Origin of the sequence: Streptomyces sp. NPDC060064, assembly GCF_042736455.1 — a bacterium.
Lineage (GTDB): Bacteria > Actinomycetota > Actinomycetes > Streptomycetales > Streptomycetaceae > Streptomyces.
This window is the reverse complement of sequence record NZ_JBHWWF010000056.1, coordinates 19,099-33,605: the sequence shown is the minus strand read 5'-3', so window position 1 is coordinate 33,605 and position 14,507 is coordinate 19,099. Positions and strand designations below refer to the sequence as shown.

Below are 14,507 nucleotides of genomic sequence, written 5' to 3'. Positions count from 1 at the left end.
GCTCCCTTCCCGCAGGCGGGAAGGGAGCCGACGGCTGCTCAATCGCTCTCCTTCTCTTTCCCCTTCTCCTTCTCCTTCTTGGCGCGGCTCGGCTGTACCCGCTTCGGCTCGCCCGGCATCTTCGGATAGTCCGGCGGGTACGGCAGATCGCCCAGGCCGTGGTCGCGCTCGTCCTTGCGGGCGAGCTCCAGCAGGCTCTCCAGGGAGAAGGCGTGGTCGTCCATGTCGGCGTGCACATCGCCGAGTTCGGCGTAACGGGCGGGCATGGTCACCAGGTCGAAGTCGTACGGCGACACATCGTCGAGTTCGTCCCAGTGCAGCGGGGCCGAGACCGGGGCGTGCGGCTTGGGACGTACGGAATAGGCGGAGGCGATGGTGCGGTCGCGGGCGGTCTGGTTGTAGTCGACGAAGATCCGCTCGCCGCGCTCCTCCTTCCACCAGGCCGTGGTCACCTTGCCCTCCATCCGCCGCTCCAGCTCGCGGCCGACGGCGATGGCCGACCGCCGCACATGCGTGAAGTCCCAGCGCGGCTCGATCGGTACGAAGACATGGAGGCCGCGGCCGCCGGAAGTCTTGGGCCAGCCGCGCAGGCCGTGCTCGTCGAGGATCACGCGCAGTTCATGTGCGGCCCTGACGGCGTCGTTGAAGTCGGTGCCCGGCTGCGGGTCCAGGTCGATGCGCAGCTCGTCCGGGTGGTCGACGGCGTCTCCGCGTACCGGCCAGGGGTGGAAGGTCAGCGTGCCGAGGTTGGCCGCCCAGATCACGGCAGCGACCTCGGTCGGGCGCATCTCGTCGGCCGACCGTCCGCTGGGGAAGGAGATATGGGCCGTCGGGATCCAGTCGGGGAGGTATTTGGGCACGCGTTTCTGGAAGAAGGACTCGCCCTCGACGCCGTCGGGGTAGCGCTCCAGAGTGGTGGGGCGGTCGCGCAGGGCGCGGGTGATCCCTTCCCCCACAGCCAGGTAGTACCGGGCCACGTCCAGCTTGGTGAAGCCCCGCTCGGGAAAGTAGATCTTGTCCGGATTGGACAGCCGTACGGTGCGCCCGCCGGCCTCCAGTTCCACCGCTGCACCCATGTGCGCCACGGTAGGCCGAGCGCAGATATGCCGCATATCGGGCAGAATCAATGCATGGATCTTCCTGTGATGCCGCCTGTCAAGCCGATGCTGGCCAAGCCAGTGAAGAAGATCCCGCCGGGTATGCAGTACGAGGCCAAATGGGACGGCTTCCGGGCGATCGTCCACCGGGACGGCGATGAGCTGGTGATCGGCTCCAGGACCGGCAAGCCGCTCACCCGCTACTTCCCGGAGCTGGCCGACGATCTGCTGGCCAATCTCCCCGACCGCTGTGTCGTCGACGGCGAGATCGTCATCGCGCACGAGGGGCGGCTGGACTTCGACAAGCTCACCGAGCGCATTCACCCGGCCGAGTCCCGGGTGAGACTGCTCGCCGAACAGACCCCGGCGAGCTTTGTCGCCTTTGATCTGCTCGCCATCGGTGACGAAGCTCTGCTGGACGCGCCGCTCTCGGTGCGGCGCACCACTCTGGCCGCCGCACTGGCCGACGCCGGGCCGCCGGTACATCTCGCACCCGCCACCACCGATGCCGAGCTGGCGCAGGAGTGGTTCGAGCGGTACGAGGGCGCGGGACTGGACGGGATCATCGCCAAACCGCTGGACCTGCCGTACCGGCCGGACGCCCGGCTGATGTTCAAGATCAAGCACGAGCGCACGGCGGATACCGTGGTGGCCGGCTATCGCTTGCACAAGAGCGGCCCGATCGTCGGCTCACTGCTCCTGGGCCTGTACGACGACTCGGGCTCGCTGCAGCATGTCGGCGTCTGCGCCGCGTTCTCCATGAAGCGGCGCGAGGAGCTGGTCCAGGAGCTCGAGCCGCTGCGGATGGATCCCCCGGACGACCATCCATGGGCGGCGTGGACGGACGAGAGCGCCCATGAGAGCGCCCGGCTGCCCGGTGCGACCAGCCGCTGGACCGGCAAGAAGGACCTATCCTGGGTGGCGCTGCGGCCCGAGCGGGTGATCGAGGTCGCCTACGACCACATGGAGGGCGACCGCTTCCGGCACACCGCTCAGTTCCGCCGGTGGCGGCCGGACCGTGATCCCTACGGCTGCACCTATTCGCAGCTGGAGGAACCGGTGCGGTACGACCTGTCCGAAGTGCTGTCACCCCCTGGAGAGTGAGCAGGACCCCGGCCCGGACTGCCGCCCGGCGACGGCGGCTCGACCGGCTGCGCCATCTCGGGACCGTCTTCGGTGATCAACTCACCGACTGCGGGAGGTGTTTGGCGACCTGGGGCGCATTGTGCGCCCGCCGTCTGCGCGAGCACAGCGACGGCTCATTGCCCCGACACCCCTGGCCCCGCAGGTCATTCACGCGTGGAGCGCCTCGAGCTTCTTCGCCTACGCGGCCGGGCCGGCACAGCGATTGATCGTCAGGGAATGGATCAGCAACCCGGTCAACCCCTTTGTCACAACGGCCACTTCGCACATGAAGGGCCACAGCAGTAACCGGCCGCCACTGTCCGTCACTTCCCTTTCGCCGCAGGACCACCGATGAGGGAGCCTCGACCGCGTTCGCGTAAGGTATGTCGGCGGTGCCGCCGGAGGCGTACGGCCGGGCGAGCCGGGCAGTGCGCACTTCTCGTACGACACCGTCGTTCCTGACCAGTTCGACCGGGAGACGTTCGGCAGGATCGCCGCCCTGTTTCGCCCTTCAGATCTTGCGTACGCCCATGGCCGGCTCCTCAAAGGGTGATCCGAAAACGGTTGCCGCACAGAGACAATCCCGCCGTCAAAGCCGGAAACCCGTCCGGTACGTATGGAGGGTAGGACGCCGACCGCCGGCGCCCGACGGAAGAAGCAGAGAAGGACTACACGTGACCGCGTCACCCCTCATCCCCGTACCGATCCCCGATGGAGTCGCCGCGCTGATCGGGTCCTGCATGCCGATCCACATTCTGCAGGCGGAGATCGACGCCGAGTGCGCCGTGCGTGAGGTGTACCGGTTCCGTGGCCCGCTGTGTGCGGAGGACCGGGCGGACCGGGAGCACGCGCTGTCCACGCTGGCGATGTCCAACAAGATCCTGGCCGCATACAACCCGCGACTGATCATCAAGCCGGGCCGCACCTACTGACCCGCCGCGTCCGGGCGACGATCCCGGGACATCAGATCCGCTGCGCCTCGGGCGAGCCCTGGAAGGCACGGCGGTAGGCGTGCGGGCTGGTGCCGACCTGCCGTTTGAAGCGGTCGCGGAACGCCGTCGGTGAGCCGAAGCCGACCTGGGTGGCGATCCGGTCCACCGAGTACGCCGTCGTCTCCAGCAGATACTGGGCCTGGCGGACACGGGCCCGGTGCAGCCACTGCACGGGTGTGGTCGCCGTCTGTTCGCGGAAGCGGCGGTTGAGGGTGCGGGTGCTCAGGCCCGCGTGCGCCGCGATGTCGCCGACAGTGAGCTCACGCCCGGCGTTCTCCTCCATCCAGCGCAGCAGAGGTTCCAGGGTCGCGCCGTCCGGGTTCGGCGGCTGGTCGTGAACGATGAACTGCGCCTGCCCGCCCTCGCGTTCCAGCGGCATCACCGACAGCCGTGCCGCGTCCGCCGCCACCGCCGAGCCGTGGTCCCGGCGGATCATGTGCAGACACAGGTCGAGTCCTGCGGCGGCCCCGGCCGAGGTCAGGAACTGTCCGTTGTCGACGTACAGCACATCGGGGTCCACCTCGACCTCGGGGTGCAGTGCGGCGAGCCCGGCCGCGCCGAGCCAGTGGGTGGTGGCACGCAGGCCGTCCAGCAGGCCGGTGGCGGCGAGGACGAACGCGCCGGCGCAGATCGAGGCGATACGAGTACCGCGAGCGGCAGCTGCCCGCAGCGCGTCGAGCACCTCGGGCGGGACCGGCACGGTCGGATCGGCGCAGCCCGGCAGGATGATCGTGTCCGCCTCGGCCAGCGCTTCCAGGCCGAAGGGCGCGCGCAGCGTGAACGCGCCCGCGTCGACCTCGTCCGCCGGAGCGCAGACCCGGACCCGGTACGGGGCCCTGCCGTCGGGCAGCCGGGTGCGGGCGAACACTTCGAGCGGCGTGGACAGGTCGAAGGCGATGACCCCGTCCAGGGCGAGTACGGCCACGGTGTGCATGGCCATAACCTAAGCGCCCGAGGCTTTCCGGCCAAGAGGCTGTGAGCTGCTCTTCTGTGCCGGAAGCCACTGCGAGAGGGTCTGGCGGGAATCCGTTGGAAGATGGCATTCATGCCACTGTCCGTCGTCGTCGGCGCTCATTAGCGTCGGTCCGGCCGCCCCTGCGGGGGCGGCTCTTCACGAGATTCCCGAGACATAAGGACTGGTGCCGGATGCTCGCCCAGATCGTTCTGTTCGACGGCTCCGACCCGTTGGACGTCATCGCCCCGTACGAAGTGCTCGGCGCCGGCGGCACGGGCATGCGCCGGAGCACGGTCCGGAGCGCCCGCGGCGCGGCCCCCCTCCTCGATGGCCGGCCGGCATGACCAAGATCCTGCTCATCGTCCATGTCCTGGCCGCGATCATCGCGATCGGCCCGGTGACCGTCGCGGCCAGCGCGTTCCCGGCCGCCGCCCGCCGTGCCGCGGCCGAGCCCGACAGCGACCAGGCGCTCGGTGCCGTACGCAATCTCCACCGCATCTGCCGCGTCTACGCGACCGTCGGTGTCGTCGTGCCCGTCTTCGGTCTCGCCACCGCCAACAGCCTGCATGTCCTCGGCGACGCCTGGTTGATCGTCTCCATCGTGCTCACGACGGTCGCCGCCGGAGTCCTCGCGCTGCTGGTACTGCCCGGGCAGAGCGCGGTCCTGGAGAACCTCGGCGCCGTCGCCTCCGCCAGGCTCGCCATGTCCACGGGGGTGTTCAATCTGCTGTGGGCGACCGTCACGGCCCTGATGATCGTGCGGCCCGGATCCACGACAGGCGCGTGACGGGCGGCGTGACGAGGCATGATCCCCTGGACCGCCGTCACATGCGCCCGACCCGGGGTTGTGCGCCCTCGGCACTCACTCCAGGAAGACACCGTCGACGTACACCCAGGCGCCGCCGTGCCGTTCGAAGCTGCTGCGCTCGTGCAGTTCGCCGCGCTTGCCGTGGTGCCGGTAGCGGGCGCGGAAGGTGACCGTGCCCGAGGAATGGAAGGGGCTGCCGTCTGTGGTCTGAAGGATCTCCAGCCCCTGCCAGTGCATGCCGGGGTCGGGTTCGAGATGCGGCGGCCGGGTCGCGGGGTGCCAGGTGCGCAGCAGATACGCGGCGTCCTGGGCCACGAAGGCGCTGTAGCGGGAGCGCATCAGCAGCTCGGCGGTGGGGGCTGCGTGCTCGCCCGAGTGGAAGCGGCCGCAGCACTCGCCGTAGGCCGCGGGTAGCCCGCAGGGGCAGGGCGAGTCTGCGGTCAGGGCGGGTGGGACGGTGCGTTTGGGGCGTGAGCTGCGTCGGGACATGACTCCATTTTCCAGCCATTGCACGAATGGGCCCGCGCGTGGCTTCCGGGTCATGAGGGATCTCCGTATGCTCCTGCGCCGGACGCGACAGTTACCGTCGGTAAGGGGTTGGGGATGGATCGGGTGGGAAACACACGACGCACCTTTATGGCGGGGGCTGCGGCGGTCGGCGGCACAGCGGCGCTGACCTCGGCGGAAACGGCCGTCGCGGCCGTCGCGGCGGAACGCGCCGCCGTCCACGGCACACCTGCCGCTCCGGCCGCCCAGTCGGTCGCCGTACTCGGCGGCGGGGTCGCCGGACTCACCGCCGCTCATGAACTGGCCGACCGCGGATTCCGGGTCACCGTCTACGAGCGCAGAGCACTGGGCGGCAAGGCCCGCAGCATGGACGTCCCGAACAGCGCGAAGGGCGGCCGCCGGCCGCTGCCCGCCGAGCACGGCTTCCGCTTCATCCCCGGCATCTACCACAACCTGCCGGACACGATGCGGCGCATCCCGTACCCGGGAAACGCCAACGGGGTCTGGGACAACCTGGTGGCGCCACCCGAGATGTCGTTCGCCCGCACCGGGCGCGAGGACTTACGGATCCCGCTGCCCTGGCCGGGCCACAAGCCGGCCCAGCTCACACTCGACGAGATCCGCCGCGCCCTGACCGCCGCGCTGGACACGGCCCTGGGCATCCCGGCCCATGAGACCGCCTACTTCGTGAACCGCGGGCTCGTCTTTCTCACCAGCTGCGACGAGCGGCGCGACGATACGTGGGAGCGCACGCCGTGGTGGGAGTTCATCCGGGCCGAGCGGATGAGCTACGACTACCAGCGCGTCCTGGCCGTCGGACTCACCCGGAACATCGTCGCGACCAAGGCCGAGGAGGCCAGCACCCGTACGGTCGCCACTCTCCTCGAGGCCTTCGTCTTCAACGCGCTGGGCCGGGGCGCCGACGGACCACTCGACCGGATACTCAACGCCCCCACCAATGAGGCTTGGATCGACCCCTGGGTGACCCATCTGGAGAAGCTGGGCGTCCAGTTCAAGATCGGCTGGACGGTACGGGAGGTGAAGTACGGCTCCGGGCGGGTCACGGCCGCGGTGATCGAGGACCCGCAGGGCGTGCGCCGGCCGGTCACCGCCGACCACTACATCTCGGCGATGCCGGTGGAGCACGCGCGGCGGACCTGGGGAGCCGAGCTGCGCGCGGCGGACTCGCAGCTGGCGCGCTGCGACAACCTGGAGACGGACTGGATGACGGGCATTCAGTTCTATCTGACCGAGCGGGCTCCGTTGCTCAACGGGCACCTCAACTGCATCGACTCCCCTTGGTCCCTGACAGCCATTCAGCAGGCGGGACACTGGCCGTCCCGGAACTTCCCAGCCGACTACGGCGACGGCGTCGCGGTGGACTGCCTGTCCGTGGACATCTCCGAGTGGGACAAGGCCGGCATCCTGTACGGGAAGACCGCCAAGCAGTGCACCCGTGCGGAGGTCGCCCGGGAGGTGTGGGCCCAGCTCAAGGCGAGTGTCAATGACACGGGCCGCACGGTGCTCAAGGACAGCGCGCTGCACTCCTGGTTCCTCGACCCGGGTGTGGCCGGCCTCGGCACCCCGAACCCGACCAATGAGGACGAGCTCCTCATCCACCCGGTCGGCACCTTCCACAACCGCCCGAAGGCAGCCACCCGGATCCCCAACTTCTTCCTGGCCGGCGACTATGTCGCCGTCGACATCGACCTGGCCACGATGGAGGGAGCCAACGCCTCGGCCCGCGCGGCCGTCAACGCCCTGCTGGACAGCGTCGGTTCACCGGCGGCGCGCTGCACGGTGAAGCCGCTCTTCCGCGCCCCGGAGATCGAGCTGATGAAGCGCCACGACCGCACCCGCTACCGGCTGGGGCTGCGCAACGCGTTCGACCTGGGCTGAGAGGGTATTTCGTCCCGTTGTTTCATCCCCGATTGCCGGGTTGGGGTTAGTTCAAGCGCCGCGCCATGTTGGGGTGGACTCGTCGGTGAGTCTGCGGGTCATGAGGTTGATCATCGCGAGGTGGATTATGGCTTCGGAGCGGTGTGGGTGGGCTTCGTAGTCGCGGGCCAGGCGGCGGTGGTTCATGAGCCGGCCCAGGGTCCGCTCGACGGTCCAGCGGCGGGGCAGGACGGAGAAACCTCTGGTGGCGGGGTCGCGGCGGACGATGTGCATGTCGATGCCGAGGGTGGCGGCGTGCTCGACGAGGTGCTGGCGGTATCCGCCGTCGACCCAAGTCTTGCGGACAGTGGGATGTTCGGCGGCGACCCGGTCGATAAGGTGCTGGCCGGCGACGGAGTCCTGCACGCTCGCCGCGGTGACCAGCACGCCGAGGAGCAGGCCGACGGTGTCGATGACGATGCTCCGCTTGCGGCCCACGATCTTCTTCCTGGCGTCGATGCCCTGTCCGGCCGCGGGGACGTTGGTGGAGGTTTTGATGCTCTGGGAGTCGATGACACATGCGGAGGGTTCGTCCTCGCGGCCCTCCTGCCAGCGTACTTGGCGCCGGAGCAGGGTGTTGAGCTGGTCGAATACTCCCTCCTCCTGCCAGCGGGCGAAGTAGGCGTAGACGGTGGGCCAGGGCGGGTAGTCGTGCGGAAGACAGCGCCAGGGGATGCCCGTGCGGTTCACGTAGAGGACCGCGTCCAGCAGGATCCGCAGGTCGTGGTCGGGCGGGCGGCCGATGTCCAGGCCTCGGCCCCGGCGCTCGGCCCGCCAGGCGGCGAGGACCGGTTCGACCAACTCCCAGCGCGCATCGGACAGATCACTCGGGTAGCGACGACACATTAGTCATGATTCAGGGGTACCGGCCGGCCGGCCATCGGGCCCAGGCGTGAGCACCCCGCAGCGGAAGCAGAAGGCGCACAACGGCGCATCGCGGGATGAGACAGGATCAGATGGGCCAACACGGCGCTGTCGCCGCGACTTCTGCATCACCGCCACCATCAGCTTCAGTGGCACCCGACAGACCAAGGCGCAGACCACTGCAAATCATCTCAGATAGGCGTTAAACACCCTCTGGGCTTGTTCTTTAACCTTGGGCTGGGCCCCTGCCGTTTGGCCCGCTTGCGGGCCAGTGGCAGAGTGAGCTGGATGATCGGACGCCTGTACACCGTTGTCATCGACTGCCCCGACCCGGATGAACTCGCCGGTTTCTACGAGAAGCTGCTGTCGCTCTCACGGCAGGCAGACACCGGCGACTTCGTCGTGCTCCAGAACGCGGCGGGCGCCCCGGTGGTCGCCTTCCAGCGGGTGGACGGTTTTCGCGCGCCGCGGTGGACGGATTCCGCGCGTCCTCAGCAAATGCACATCGACGTGATGGTCACGAACCTCGATACGGCTGAGGCCCAGGTGCTCGCCCTCGGTGCGACGCTGCTGGATGGTTCGGACAAGCCGATCGGTTACCGCGTCTACGAGGACCCCGTCGGCCATCCCTTCTGCCTGATCACTCCCGAGGGAGCCTGACCCTGCCTTCAGGGTCCGGCGTCGAAAATGACTCGAACTGGGTCGCTCACCTGGGCATTCTCCGGACGCTGAGGCGGCCTTCGTCTGATCATGTGCTCCGACCAAGGTGCACCGATCAGAACGAAGGCCGTGAGGGTGAGTCTGCTGCCTGAAGCAGTTCCGGGGGAAGCGTTCGCGGAAGCGTCACGCTTCCGCGATGAGTTGTACGCGTGTCTGACCGTTCGGGGCGATGAGCTGTTCGAGTTGGCGGACGCGGTGCTGTGTGCGCCGGGTGCGGTGCACTCGGCAGTCGAGCTGACGCTCCTGCCAGAACATCGACGTGGGCACGGAGCGATGTACGCCAGCCTGAACCAGGGGCGGATCGATGTGGACCGGCTGCGGTCACTGCTGGCCGGCCTGCCGCTGCCCCGGTTCCCCGACGGGCGCCTGGTTCTGGCCGTCGACGTGTCACCGTGGCTGCGGTCGGACGCTCCGTGCTCGCCGAACCGGCTGTTCTGCCACGTCTACGGGCGGGCAAAGACGGCCTCCCAGTTCATCCCCGGCTGGCCCTACTCGTTCGTCGCCGTGCTGGAGATGGGCGCCACGTCCTGGACGCAGATCCTGGACGCGGTCCGGCTCGGCCCGGCCGACGACGCCACCGCGGTGACCTAGCTCAACTCCGTGACGTCGTCGAACGACTCGTCGCGGCAGGCCAGTGGGTGCCGGGCGAGCCCGACATCGTCATCGTGACCGACGCCGGCTACGACGTCACCCGCCTGGCGTGGGTCCTGCGGGACCTGCCCGTCGAGCTGGTCGGGCGCGTCCGCGGTGACCGCGTGATGCGGCTGCCGAAACCGCCACGGGTCTACGACCCGAAGGGAGGCCGGCCGCCGAAGCACGGGCCGGAACTCCGCTTCGCCAAGCCCGAGACCTGGCCCGAGCCCTCCGTCACCACCCGCACGGCCACCGCGAACTACGGCAAGGCCGTCACCCAGGCATGGGACCGGGTCCATCCGCGGTTGACCCACCGGGCCGCCTGGCTGGAACACGAGGGCGAACTCCCACTGATCGAGGGCACATTGATCCGGCTGGAAGTCGAGCACCTGTCGAAGAACCGGGCGGCCCCGGCCGTGTGGTTGTGGTCCTCCAAGACCGGCGCCGACGGCGCGGATGTCGACCGGGCCTGGCAGGCGTTCCTGCGCAGGTTCGACCTGGAGCACACGTTCCGCCTGTTCAAGCAGACCCTCGGCTGGACCCGCCCCAAACTGCGGGAATCGGAGGCAGCGGACCGGTGGACGTGGCTGATCATCGCCGCCTACACCCAGCTCCGGCTCGCCCGCCCGCTCACCCGCGACCTGCGGCACCCCTGGGAGAGGCCGGCCGCACCACACCACCTCACACCCGCCCGAGTCCGGCGGACGTTTCGAAACCTCCGCCAGCACATGCCCTGCCCCGCCAAAGCACCGAAACCCCACCGGCCCGGACCCGGACGACCGCCCGGCACCCCGAACAGACACCGGGCACCCCGCTACGACGTGGGCAAAACCGTCCGCTGAGAGAAGACCCTTACCGCCCTACAACGGTTGAAGGGTTAAAGAACAAGCTGGGTGCCTGTTTGTGATGCATGTACAACAAACAGAGCGGAAGGGGGGCCTACCAGTGAAGATCGGTGAACTGCGTCCCTGGTCGCCGTTCGGCCTGCGGACGAGGAGGAGTTCCGCGCGGCTGCCTGTCGCCGCTGAGTGGTCAAGTTTCGTGCAGCGGCGGGGTAATCAGTAGGGTGCCAGGTCACGACCGCACCCTGCCGGATCGACGTGCTGGTCAGGGCCCCGGCGCAGTTCCTGGCACCGCCATGACTGTCACGCCGGCCCCTGCCTGCCGGACCTTCGGACACGAGGGGCGATCTTCACGGCTGGGCAGTCGGGCCCCGGTCGACGGGTCAGGAGGAACAGTGGCACAGATCATCGCCGAGGTCTCACGGACGTTCAACGAGTTCCTGCTCCTGCCGAATCGGACCCGAACCGACTGCTCGCCCGCCACGGTTGATCTCCGCGCGCCCCTGGTACGGCACCTTGTGGGCGAGACGCCGGCGATCGAGCTGCACTCCCCATTCACGTCCGCGATCATGCAGGCCGTCAGCACACCGGAGCTCGCGATCGCGCTGGCGCGCAACGGTGGCCTGAGCTTCCTGCACCATAACCAGTCGATCCAGGACCAGGCTGCGGCCGTGCGCGAGGTGAAGAACTTCAAGGCCGGGTTCGTCACCAGCGACACCAACATTCGCCCGGACGACAGCCTGAGCCGCTTGGTCGATGTCATGCGTCGCACCGGCCACAGCACCGCCGCGGTCACCCACGACGGGACCGGCACGGGCCGCCTGCTCGGCCTGGTGACCTCCCGTGACTTCCATCCCCAGCGTCACGATCTGGACGGGCCGGTCAGCGGTCGGATGACCCCCATCGCCGCCCTGCCCCACACCGGAGCTGACACCACGCTGTCCGAGGCCAACGCCCAGTTGTGGGACCAGCGGTTGGACTGTCTGCCCGTGCTGGACTCCAAGGGACACCTGCAGCACCTGGTGTTCCGGTCCGACTACGCGGACAACAAGCGGTTCCCGAACCAGGTCGTGGACGCCGCCAAGCGCCTGCGCGTGGGTGCGGGCGTCAACACCCACGACTACCGCGAGCGGGTTCCCGCCCTTCTGGAAGCGGGGGCGGACGTCTTGTGCTTCGACTCCTCCGACGGCTACAGCGACTGGCAGGCACAAGCTCTGACGTGGGTAAAGAAGCACCACCCGGAGATCCCGGTCGGCGGCGGAAACGTGGTCGACGGTGAGGCGTTCACCTTCCTCGCCGAGGCTGGAGCGGACTTCATCAAGGTCGGCGTGGGAGGCGGCTCCATCTGCATCACCCGCGACCAGAAGGGCATCGGACGAGGCCAGGCCAGCGCCGTGCTGGATGTCGCCACAGCCCGGGATGCCTTCAGGGAGCGCTCCGGCTCCTACGTGCCGATCTGCTCCGACGGCGGTCTGGTACACGATTACCACGTGGCCCTGGCGCTGGCGATGGGAGCCGACTTCGTCATGATGGGGCGCTACTTCGCCCGCTTCGACCAGGCCGCTGGCGCGAAGCTCCCCACCCGCGACGGCTTCGTGAAGGAGTACTGGGGCGAGGGCTCGAACCGGGCCCGCAACTGGCAGCGCTACGGGCAGGGCGGGCAGGGGTTGATCTTTGAGGAGGGCGTCGACGGCTACGTCCCCTACGCCGGCGACCTCAACGAGGGCCTCGCCGTGACCATTGCCAAGCTGAAGACCACGATGGTCTCCTGCGGCTCCGCCACGCTGCCGGAATTCCAGTCCACCGCCCGACTCACCCTGGTCTCGGACCAGAGCTTCCAGGAGAGCCATGCCAACGTCACCCTGCGGGACACCCCGACGACGGTCGCCTGACAGTACTGTGACCGTTCGCCGAACGTCTCCTTCCGGCTCCTCCAGGCCCTCACCTTGCACCGCGTCGAGCAGTACATAGCCGTCGACCGCCGGTCACCCACCGGGCCCCGCACTCGGGACACTCGACCTCACCCACGCCGCCCCGCACGGCCGCCAGGCGCATGCGCAACCGGCGGTCCGTACGCCACAAGCCCGACACTTCCTCTCCCCGGGCCGCCCGGTGCCCTCGAACACCACGCCAGCGTAGAGCCCAAGGCTACTCAGAACGGTGATCGGAAACAGGTACTGAGCTTGCCGTTTAACCCCCGCCATCGAACTGGGCTCGTACTTGTTCGGCGTTTCCCCAGTTCGTCGGACGTGTTGGGGGCCGTGCTCCGATCCTGTGCTCAGCGATGAGACAGCACGGAGGCCGGGATCGTGGAGCTGGTTGAGCACGGCGTTCAACGAGACGCGTTCACGGTGTTGTCGGGGTTCCGGTCGGAACGGCGTGTCCGTCATCGTCGCACGGCCGATGACCGCCTCCTTGACCGGTTCACAGCCGATGCGCCCACCGCGCTCCGAACGCCAAACCTGGGGTGAGCCGGCGAAACCGCAGATGGATCTCGCCGGCCCGATCCACTGGCTGTTGCTCACCATAAAACGCCGGATCGGACACGGCACCCTGAGTGTGCCGTGCAAGATCCACACGCGCGCCGCGCAGAACGCGACGCCGAAGGTGTAGGGGGTTCCCTCATGCTTCGGCCGGTCCGACACGGAACGCTGATCAGGGCAATTGGCTGCCGTGGCGGCGAACCGAACAGAAGGACACCTATGAGACGTCTCTCCGTAATCCGCAACGCAGGGCGCGCAGTGCTCGCGTCGGGAATCGTCGCGGCGCTGCTAGCGGGCGGCGTCGCGCATGCCACGGATGCCGAACCGAAGCCGGCAGGCACGGCACCGATCAGCAACTCCGCCAGCGGGCCGTCGATCTCCGCCGACGGCCGCTACGTGGCTTTCGCTTCGCTGGCAAGGGATCTGGTGGCCGGCGACACCAACCGAGCGGACGACGTGTTCGTGCGCGACCGGCAGACCGGCGTCATCACCAGGGTCAGCGTCGACTCCGCGGGCAACCAGGCCAACAACGTGAGCCGGAATCCGTCGATCTCCGCCGACGGCCGCTACGTCGCGTTCGAGTCCTTCGCGACGAACCTGGTGGCCGATGACACCAACCGCTACCGCGACATTTTCGTGCACGACCTGCAGACCGGTGAGACGACCAGGGTCAGCGTCGGAAGCCACGGCGAGCAGAGCGACAGTGAGAGTTTCCATCCGTCGATCTCCGCCGACGGCCGATTCGTCGCGTTCGACTCTCCCGCGTCGAACCTGGTGTTCGGCGACACCAACGACATCCACGACGTCTTCGTGCGCGACCTGCAGACCGGTGAGACCACCAGGGTCAGCGTCGATTCGAACGGTCGCCAGGGCGACGACATCAGCCAACTGCCGTCGATTTCGGCAGACGGGCGCTACGTCGCCTTCTCCTCCGGGGCGAAGACACTGTCCCTGTTCCCCGACAACAACCACGCGGACGACGTGTTCGTGCACGATCAGCTGACCGGGTACACCGACCGGATCAGCGTCGGTCCCGACGGCAACGAAGGCAATTCCGCCAGTCGCACGGCGACCATCTCGGCCGACGGCCGCTTCGTCGCGTTCGAATCCACGGCGTCGAATCTGGTGGCGGGCGACACCGGCGGTCCGATCGACACCGACATCTTCCTGTACGACCGGGTTACCCGGACGACGACGCAGGTGAACCTTGGCCCCAATGGCCTGAGCGACAGCAAAACCCCCGGCCAGGAGCGGACGACGCTCTCCGCCGACGGCCGCTACATCGCGTTCGTGTCCGGCGAGGACAAGCTGGTGACCGGCGACACCAACTCAAGCTGGGACGTGTATGTGCGAGACCGGGTGACCGCCACCACGACCAGGGTCAGCGTCGCCAATGACGGCTCGCAGAGCGATGGGTACAGCTACAGCCCCTCGATTTCGGCCGACGGCCACCACGTCGCTTTCACGACCAGTGCGACGAACCTGGGCGGTGACGGCACCAGCCGGAAGTTCAACCTGTACGTGCGCGGCCTCGGCAATTGAT

At 68.4% G+C, this 14,507-nt stretch carries 12 protein-coding genes and 2 pseudogenes; 10 read left to right on the top strand and 4 right to left on the bottom strand.

Going from position 1 to position 14,507, the window contains the following annotated elements; all coding sequences use genetic code 11:
- Nucleotides 1-38: 38 nt before the first annotated feature.
- A complete protein-coding gene (ligD, locus tag ACFWDI_RS37890) occupies nucleotides 39-1,076 on the bottom strand; it encodes a non-homologous end-joining DNA ligase (protein WP_385311291.1) in 1,038 nt (345 codons plus the stop codon).
- A gap of 54 nt (nucleotides 1,077-1,130) precedes the next feature.
- Here ligD and ACFWDI_RS37885 point away from each other — a divergent pair, with 54 nt between their 5' ends.
- Together ACFWDI_RS37885 and ACFWDI_RS37880 are read left to right on the top strand one after the other, a co-directional pair.
- The gene (locus ACFWDI_RS37885) at nucleotides 1,131-2,201 is read left to right on the top strand and encodes an ATP-dependent DNA ligase (protein WP_385311289.1); all 1,071 of its coding nucleotides are present in this window, start codon (nucleotides 1,131-1,133) and stop codon (nucleotides 2,199-2,201) included.
- A 695-nt stretch (nucleotides 2,202-2,896) separates the two neighbouring features.
- Nucleotides 2,897-3,154: a hypothetical protein gene (locus ACFWDI_RS37880; RefSeq protein ID WP_327327219.1), complete on the top strand. Its 258-nt coding sequence runs from the start codon at nucleotides 2,897-2,899 to the stop codon at nucleotides 3,152-3,154.
- 31 nt (nucleotides 3,155-3,185) lie between these two features.
- Here ACFWDI_RS37880 and ACFWDI_RS37875 read toward each other — a convergent pair whose 3' ends face one another.
- Nucleotides 3,186-4,148 carry a GlxA family transcriptional regulator gene (locus tag ACFWDI_RS37875; RefSeq protein WP_385311286.1) on the bottom strand — a complete coding sequence of 321 codons (963 nt, stop codon included), beginning with the start codon at nucleotides 4,146-4,148 and terminating at the stop codon, nucleotides 3,186-3,188.
- Between the two features lie 212 nt (nucleotides 4,149-4,360).
- On the opposite strand from ACFWDI_RS37875, the pseudogene ACFWDI_RS37870 reads away from it, so the two are divergent.
- Nucleotides 4,361-4,444, top strand: a pseudogene (locus ACFWDI_RS37870) (DJ-1/PfpI family protein); the annotation flags it as partial.
- 65 nt (nucleotides 4,445-4,509) lie between these two features.
- Nucleotides 4,510-4,956 (top strand): hypothetical protein, encoded by a 447-nt coding sequence (locus tag ACFWDI_RS37865; RefSeq protein ID WP_385311284.1) that lies wholly within the window; start codon nucleotides 4,510-4,512, stop codon nucleotides 4,954-4,956.
- 75 nt (nucleotides 4,957-5,031) lie between these two features.
- Here the strand turns inward: ACFWDI_RS37865 and ACFWDI_RS37860 are convergent, their stop codons facing one another.
- Complete coding sequence (locus ACFWDI_RS37860; protein WP_327327216.1) at nucleotides 5,032-5,466, bottom strand: YchJ family protein; 435 nt, start codon at nucleotides 5,464-5,466, stop codon at nucleotides 5,032-5,034.
- A gap of 114 nt (nucleotides 5,467-5,580) precedes the next feature.
- On the opposite strand from ACFWDI_RS37860, the gene ACFWDI_RS37855 reads away from it, so the two are divergent.
- Nucleotides 5,581-7,383 carry an FAD-dependent oxidoreductase gene (locus ACFWDI_RS37855; RefSeq protein WP_385311282.1) on the top strand — a complete coding sequence of 601 codons (1,803 nt, stop codon included), beginning with the start codon at nucleotides 5,581-5,583 and terminating at the stop codon, nucleotides 7,381-7,383.
- Nucleotides 7,384-7,434: 51 nt separating this feature from the next.
- Here ACFWDI_RS37855 and ACFWDI_RS37850 read toward each other — a convergent pair whose 3' ends face one another.
- Nucleotides 7,435-8,268, bottom strand: coding sequence for an IS5 family transposase (locus ACFWDI_RS37850; protein ID WP_385311280.1), 834 nt, complete (start codon nucleotides 8,266-8,268; stop codon nucleotides 7,435-7,437).
- 306 nt (nucleotides 8,269-8,574) lie between these two features.
- Between ACFWDI_RS37850 and ACFWDI_RS37845 the strand changes: the two genes are divergently transcribed.
- From ACFWDI_RS37845 to ACFWDI_RS37825, 5 genes and pseudogenes are all read left to right on the top strand, one after another.
- Nucleotides 8,575-8,946: a VOC family protein gene (locus ACFWDI_RS37845; protein ID WP_385311278.1), complete on the top strand. Its 372-nt coding sequence runs from the start codon at nucleotides 8,575-8,577 to the stop codon at nucleotides 8,944-8,946.
- Between the two features lie 90 nt (nucleotides 8,947-9,036).
- Nucleotides 9,037-10,481: pseudogene (locus ACFWDI_RS37840) on the top strand (NF041680 family putative transposase).
- A gap of 395 nt (nucleotides 10,482-10,876) precedes the next feature.
- A complete protein-coding gene (locus ACFWDI_RS37835; RefSeq protein WP_385311276.1) occupies nucleotides 10,877-12,373 on the top strand; it encodes an IMP dehydrogenase in 1,497 nt (498 codons plus the stop codon).
- A gap of 487 nt (nucleotides 12,374-12,860) precedes the next feature.
- Nucleotides 12,861-13,094: a hypothetical protein gene (locus ACFWDI_RS37830; RefSeq protein WP_385311274.1), complete on the top strand. Its 234-nt coding sequence runs from the start codon at nucleotides 12,861-12,863 to the stop codon at nucleotides 13,092-13,094.
- Between the two features lie 89 nt (nucleotides 13,095-13,183).
- The gene (locus ACFWDI_RS37825; RefSeq protein WP_385311272.1) at nucleotides 13,184-14,506 is read left to right on the top strand and encodes a TolB family protein; all 1,323 of its coding nucleotides are present in this window, start codon (nucleotides 13,184-13,186) and stop codon (nucleotides 14,504-14,506) included.
- The last annotated feature ends 1 nt before the right edge of the window (nucleotide 14,507 follow it).

Coding starts and splice junctions, on each gene's coding strand:
- ligD (WP_385311291.1), bottom strand. CDS start 1,076: ATGGGTGCAGCGGTGGAACTGGAGGCCGGCGGGCGCACCGTACGGCTG.
- ACFWDI_RS37885 (WP_385311289.1), top strand. CDS start 1,131: ATGGATCTTCCTGTGATGCCGCCTGTCAAGCCGATGCTGGCCAAGCCA.
- ACFWDI_RS37875 (WP_385311286.1), bottom strand. CDS start 4,148: ATGCACACCGTGGCCGTACTCGCCCTGGACGGGGTCATCGCCTTCGAC.
- ACFWDI_RS37865 (WP_385311284.1), top strand. CDS start 4,510: ATGACCAAGATCCTGCTCATCGTCCATGTCCTGGCCGCGATCATCGCG.
- ACFWDI_RS37860 (WP_327327216.1), bottom strand. CDS start 5,466: ATGTCCCGACGCAGCTCACGCCCCAAACGCACCGTCCCACCCGCCCTG.
- ACFWDI_RS37855 (WP_385311282.1), top strand. CDS start 5,581: ATGGATCGGGTGGGAAACACACGACGCACCTTTATGGCGGGGGCTGCG.
- ACFWDI_RS37850 (WP_385311280.1), bottom strand. CDS start 8,268: ATGTGTCGTCGCTACCCGAGTGATCTGTCCGATGCGCGCTGGGAGTTG.
- ACFWDI_RS37845 (WP_385311278.1), top strand. CDS start 8,575: ATGATCGGACGCCTGTACACCGTTGTCATCGACTGCCCCGACCCGGAT.
- ACFWDI_RS37825 (WP_385311272.1), top strand. CDS start 13,184: ATGAGACGTCTCTCCGTAATCCGCAACGCAGGGCGCGCAGTGCTCGCG.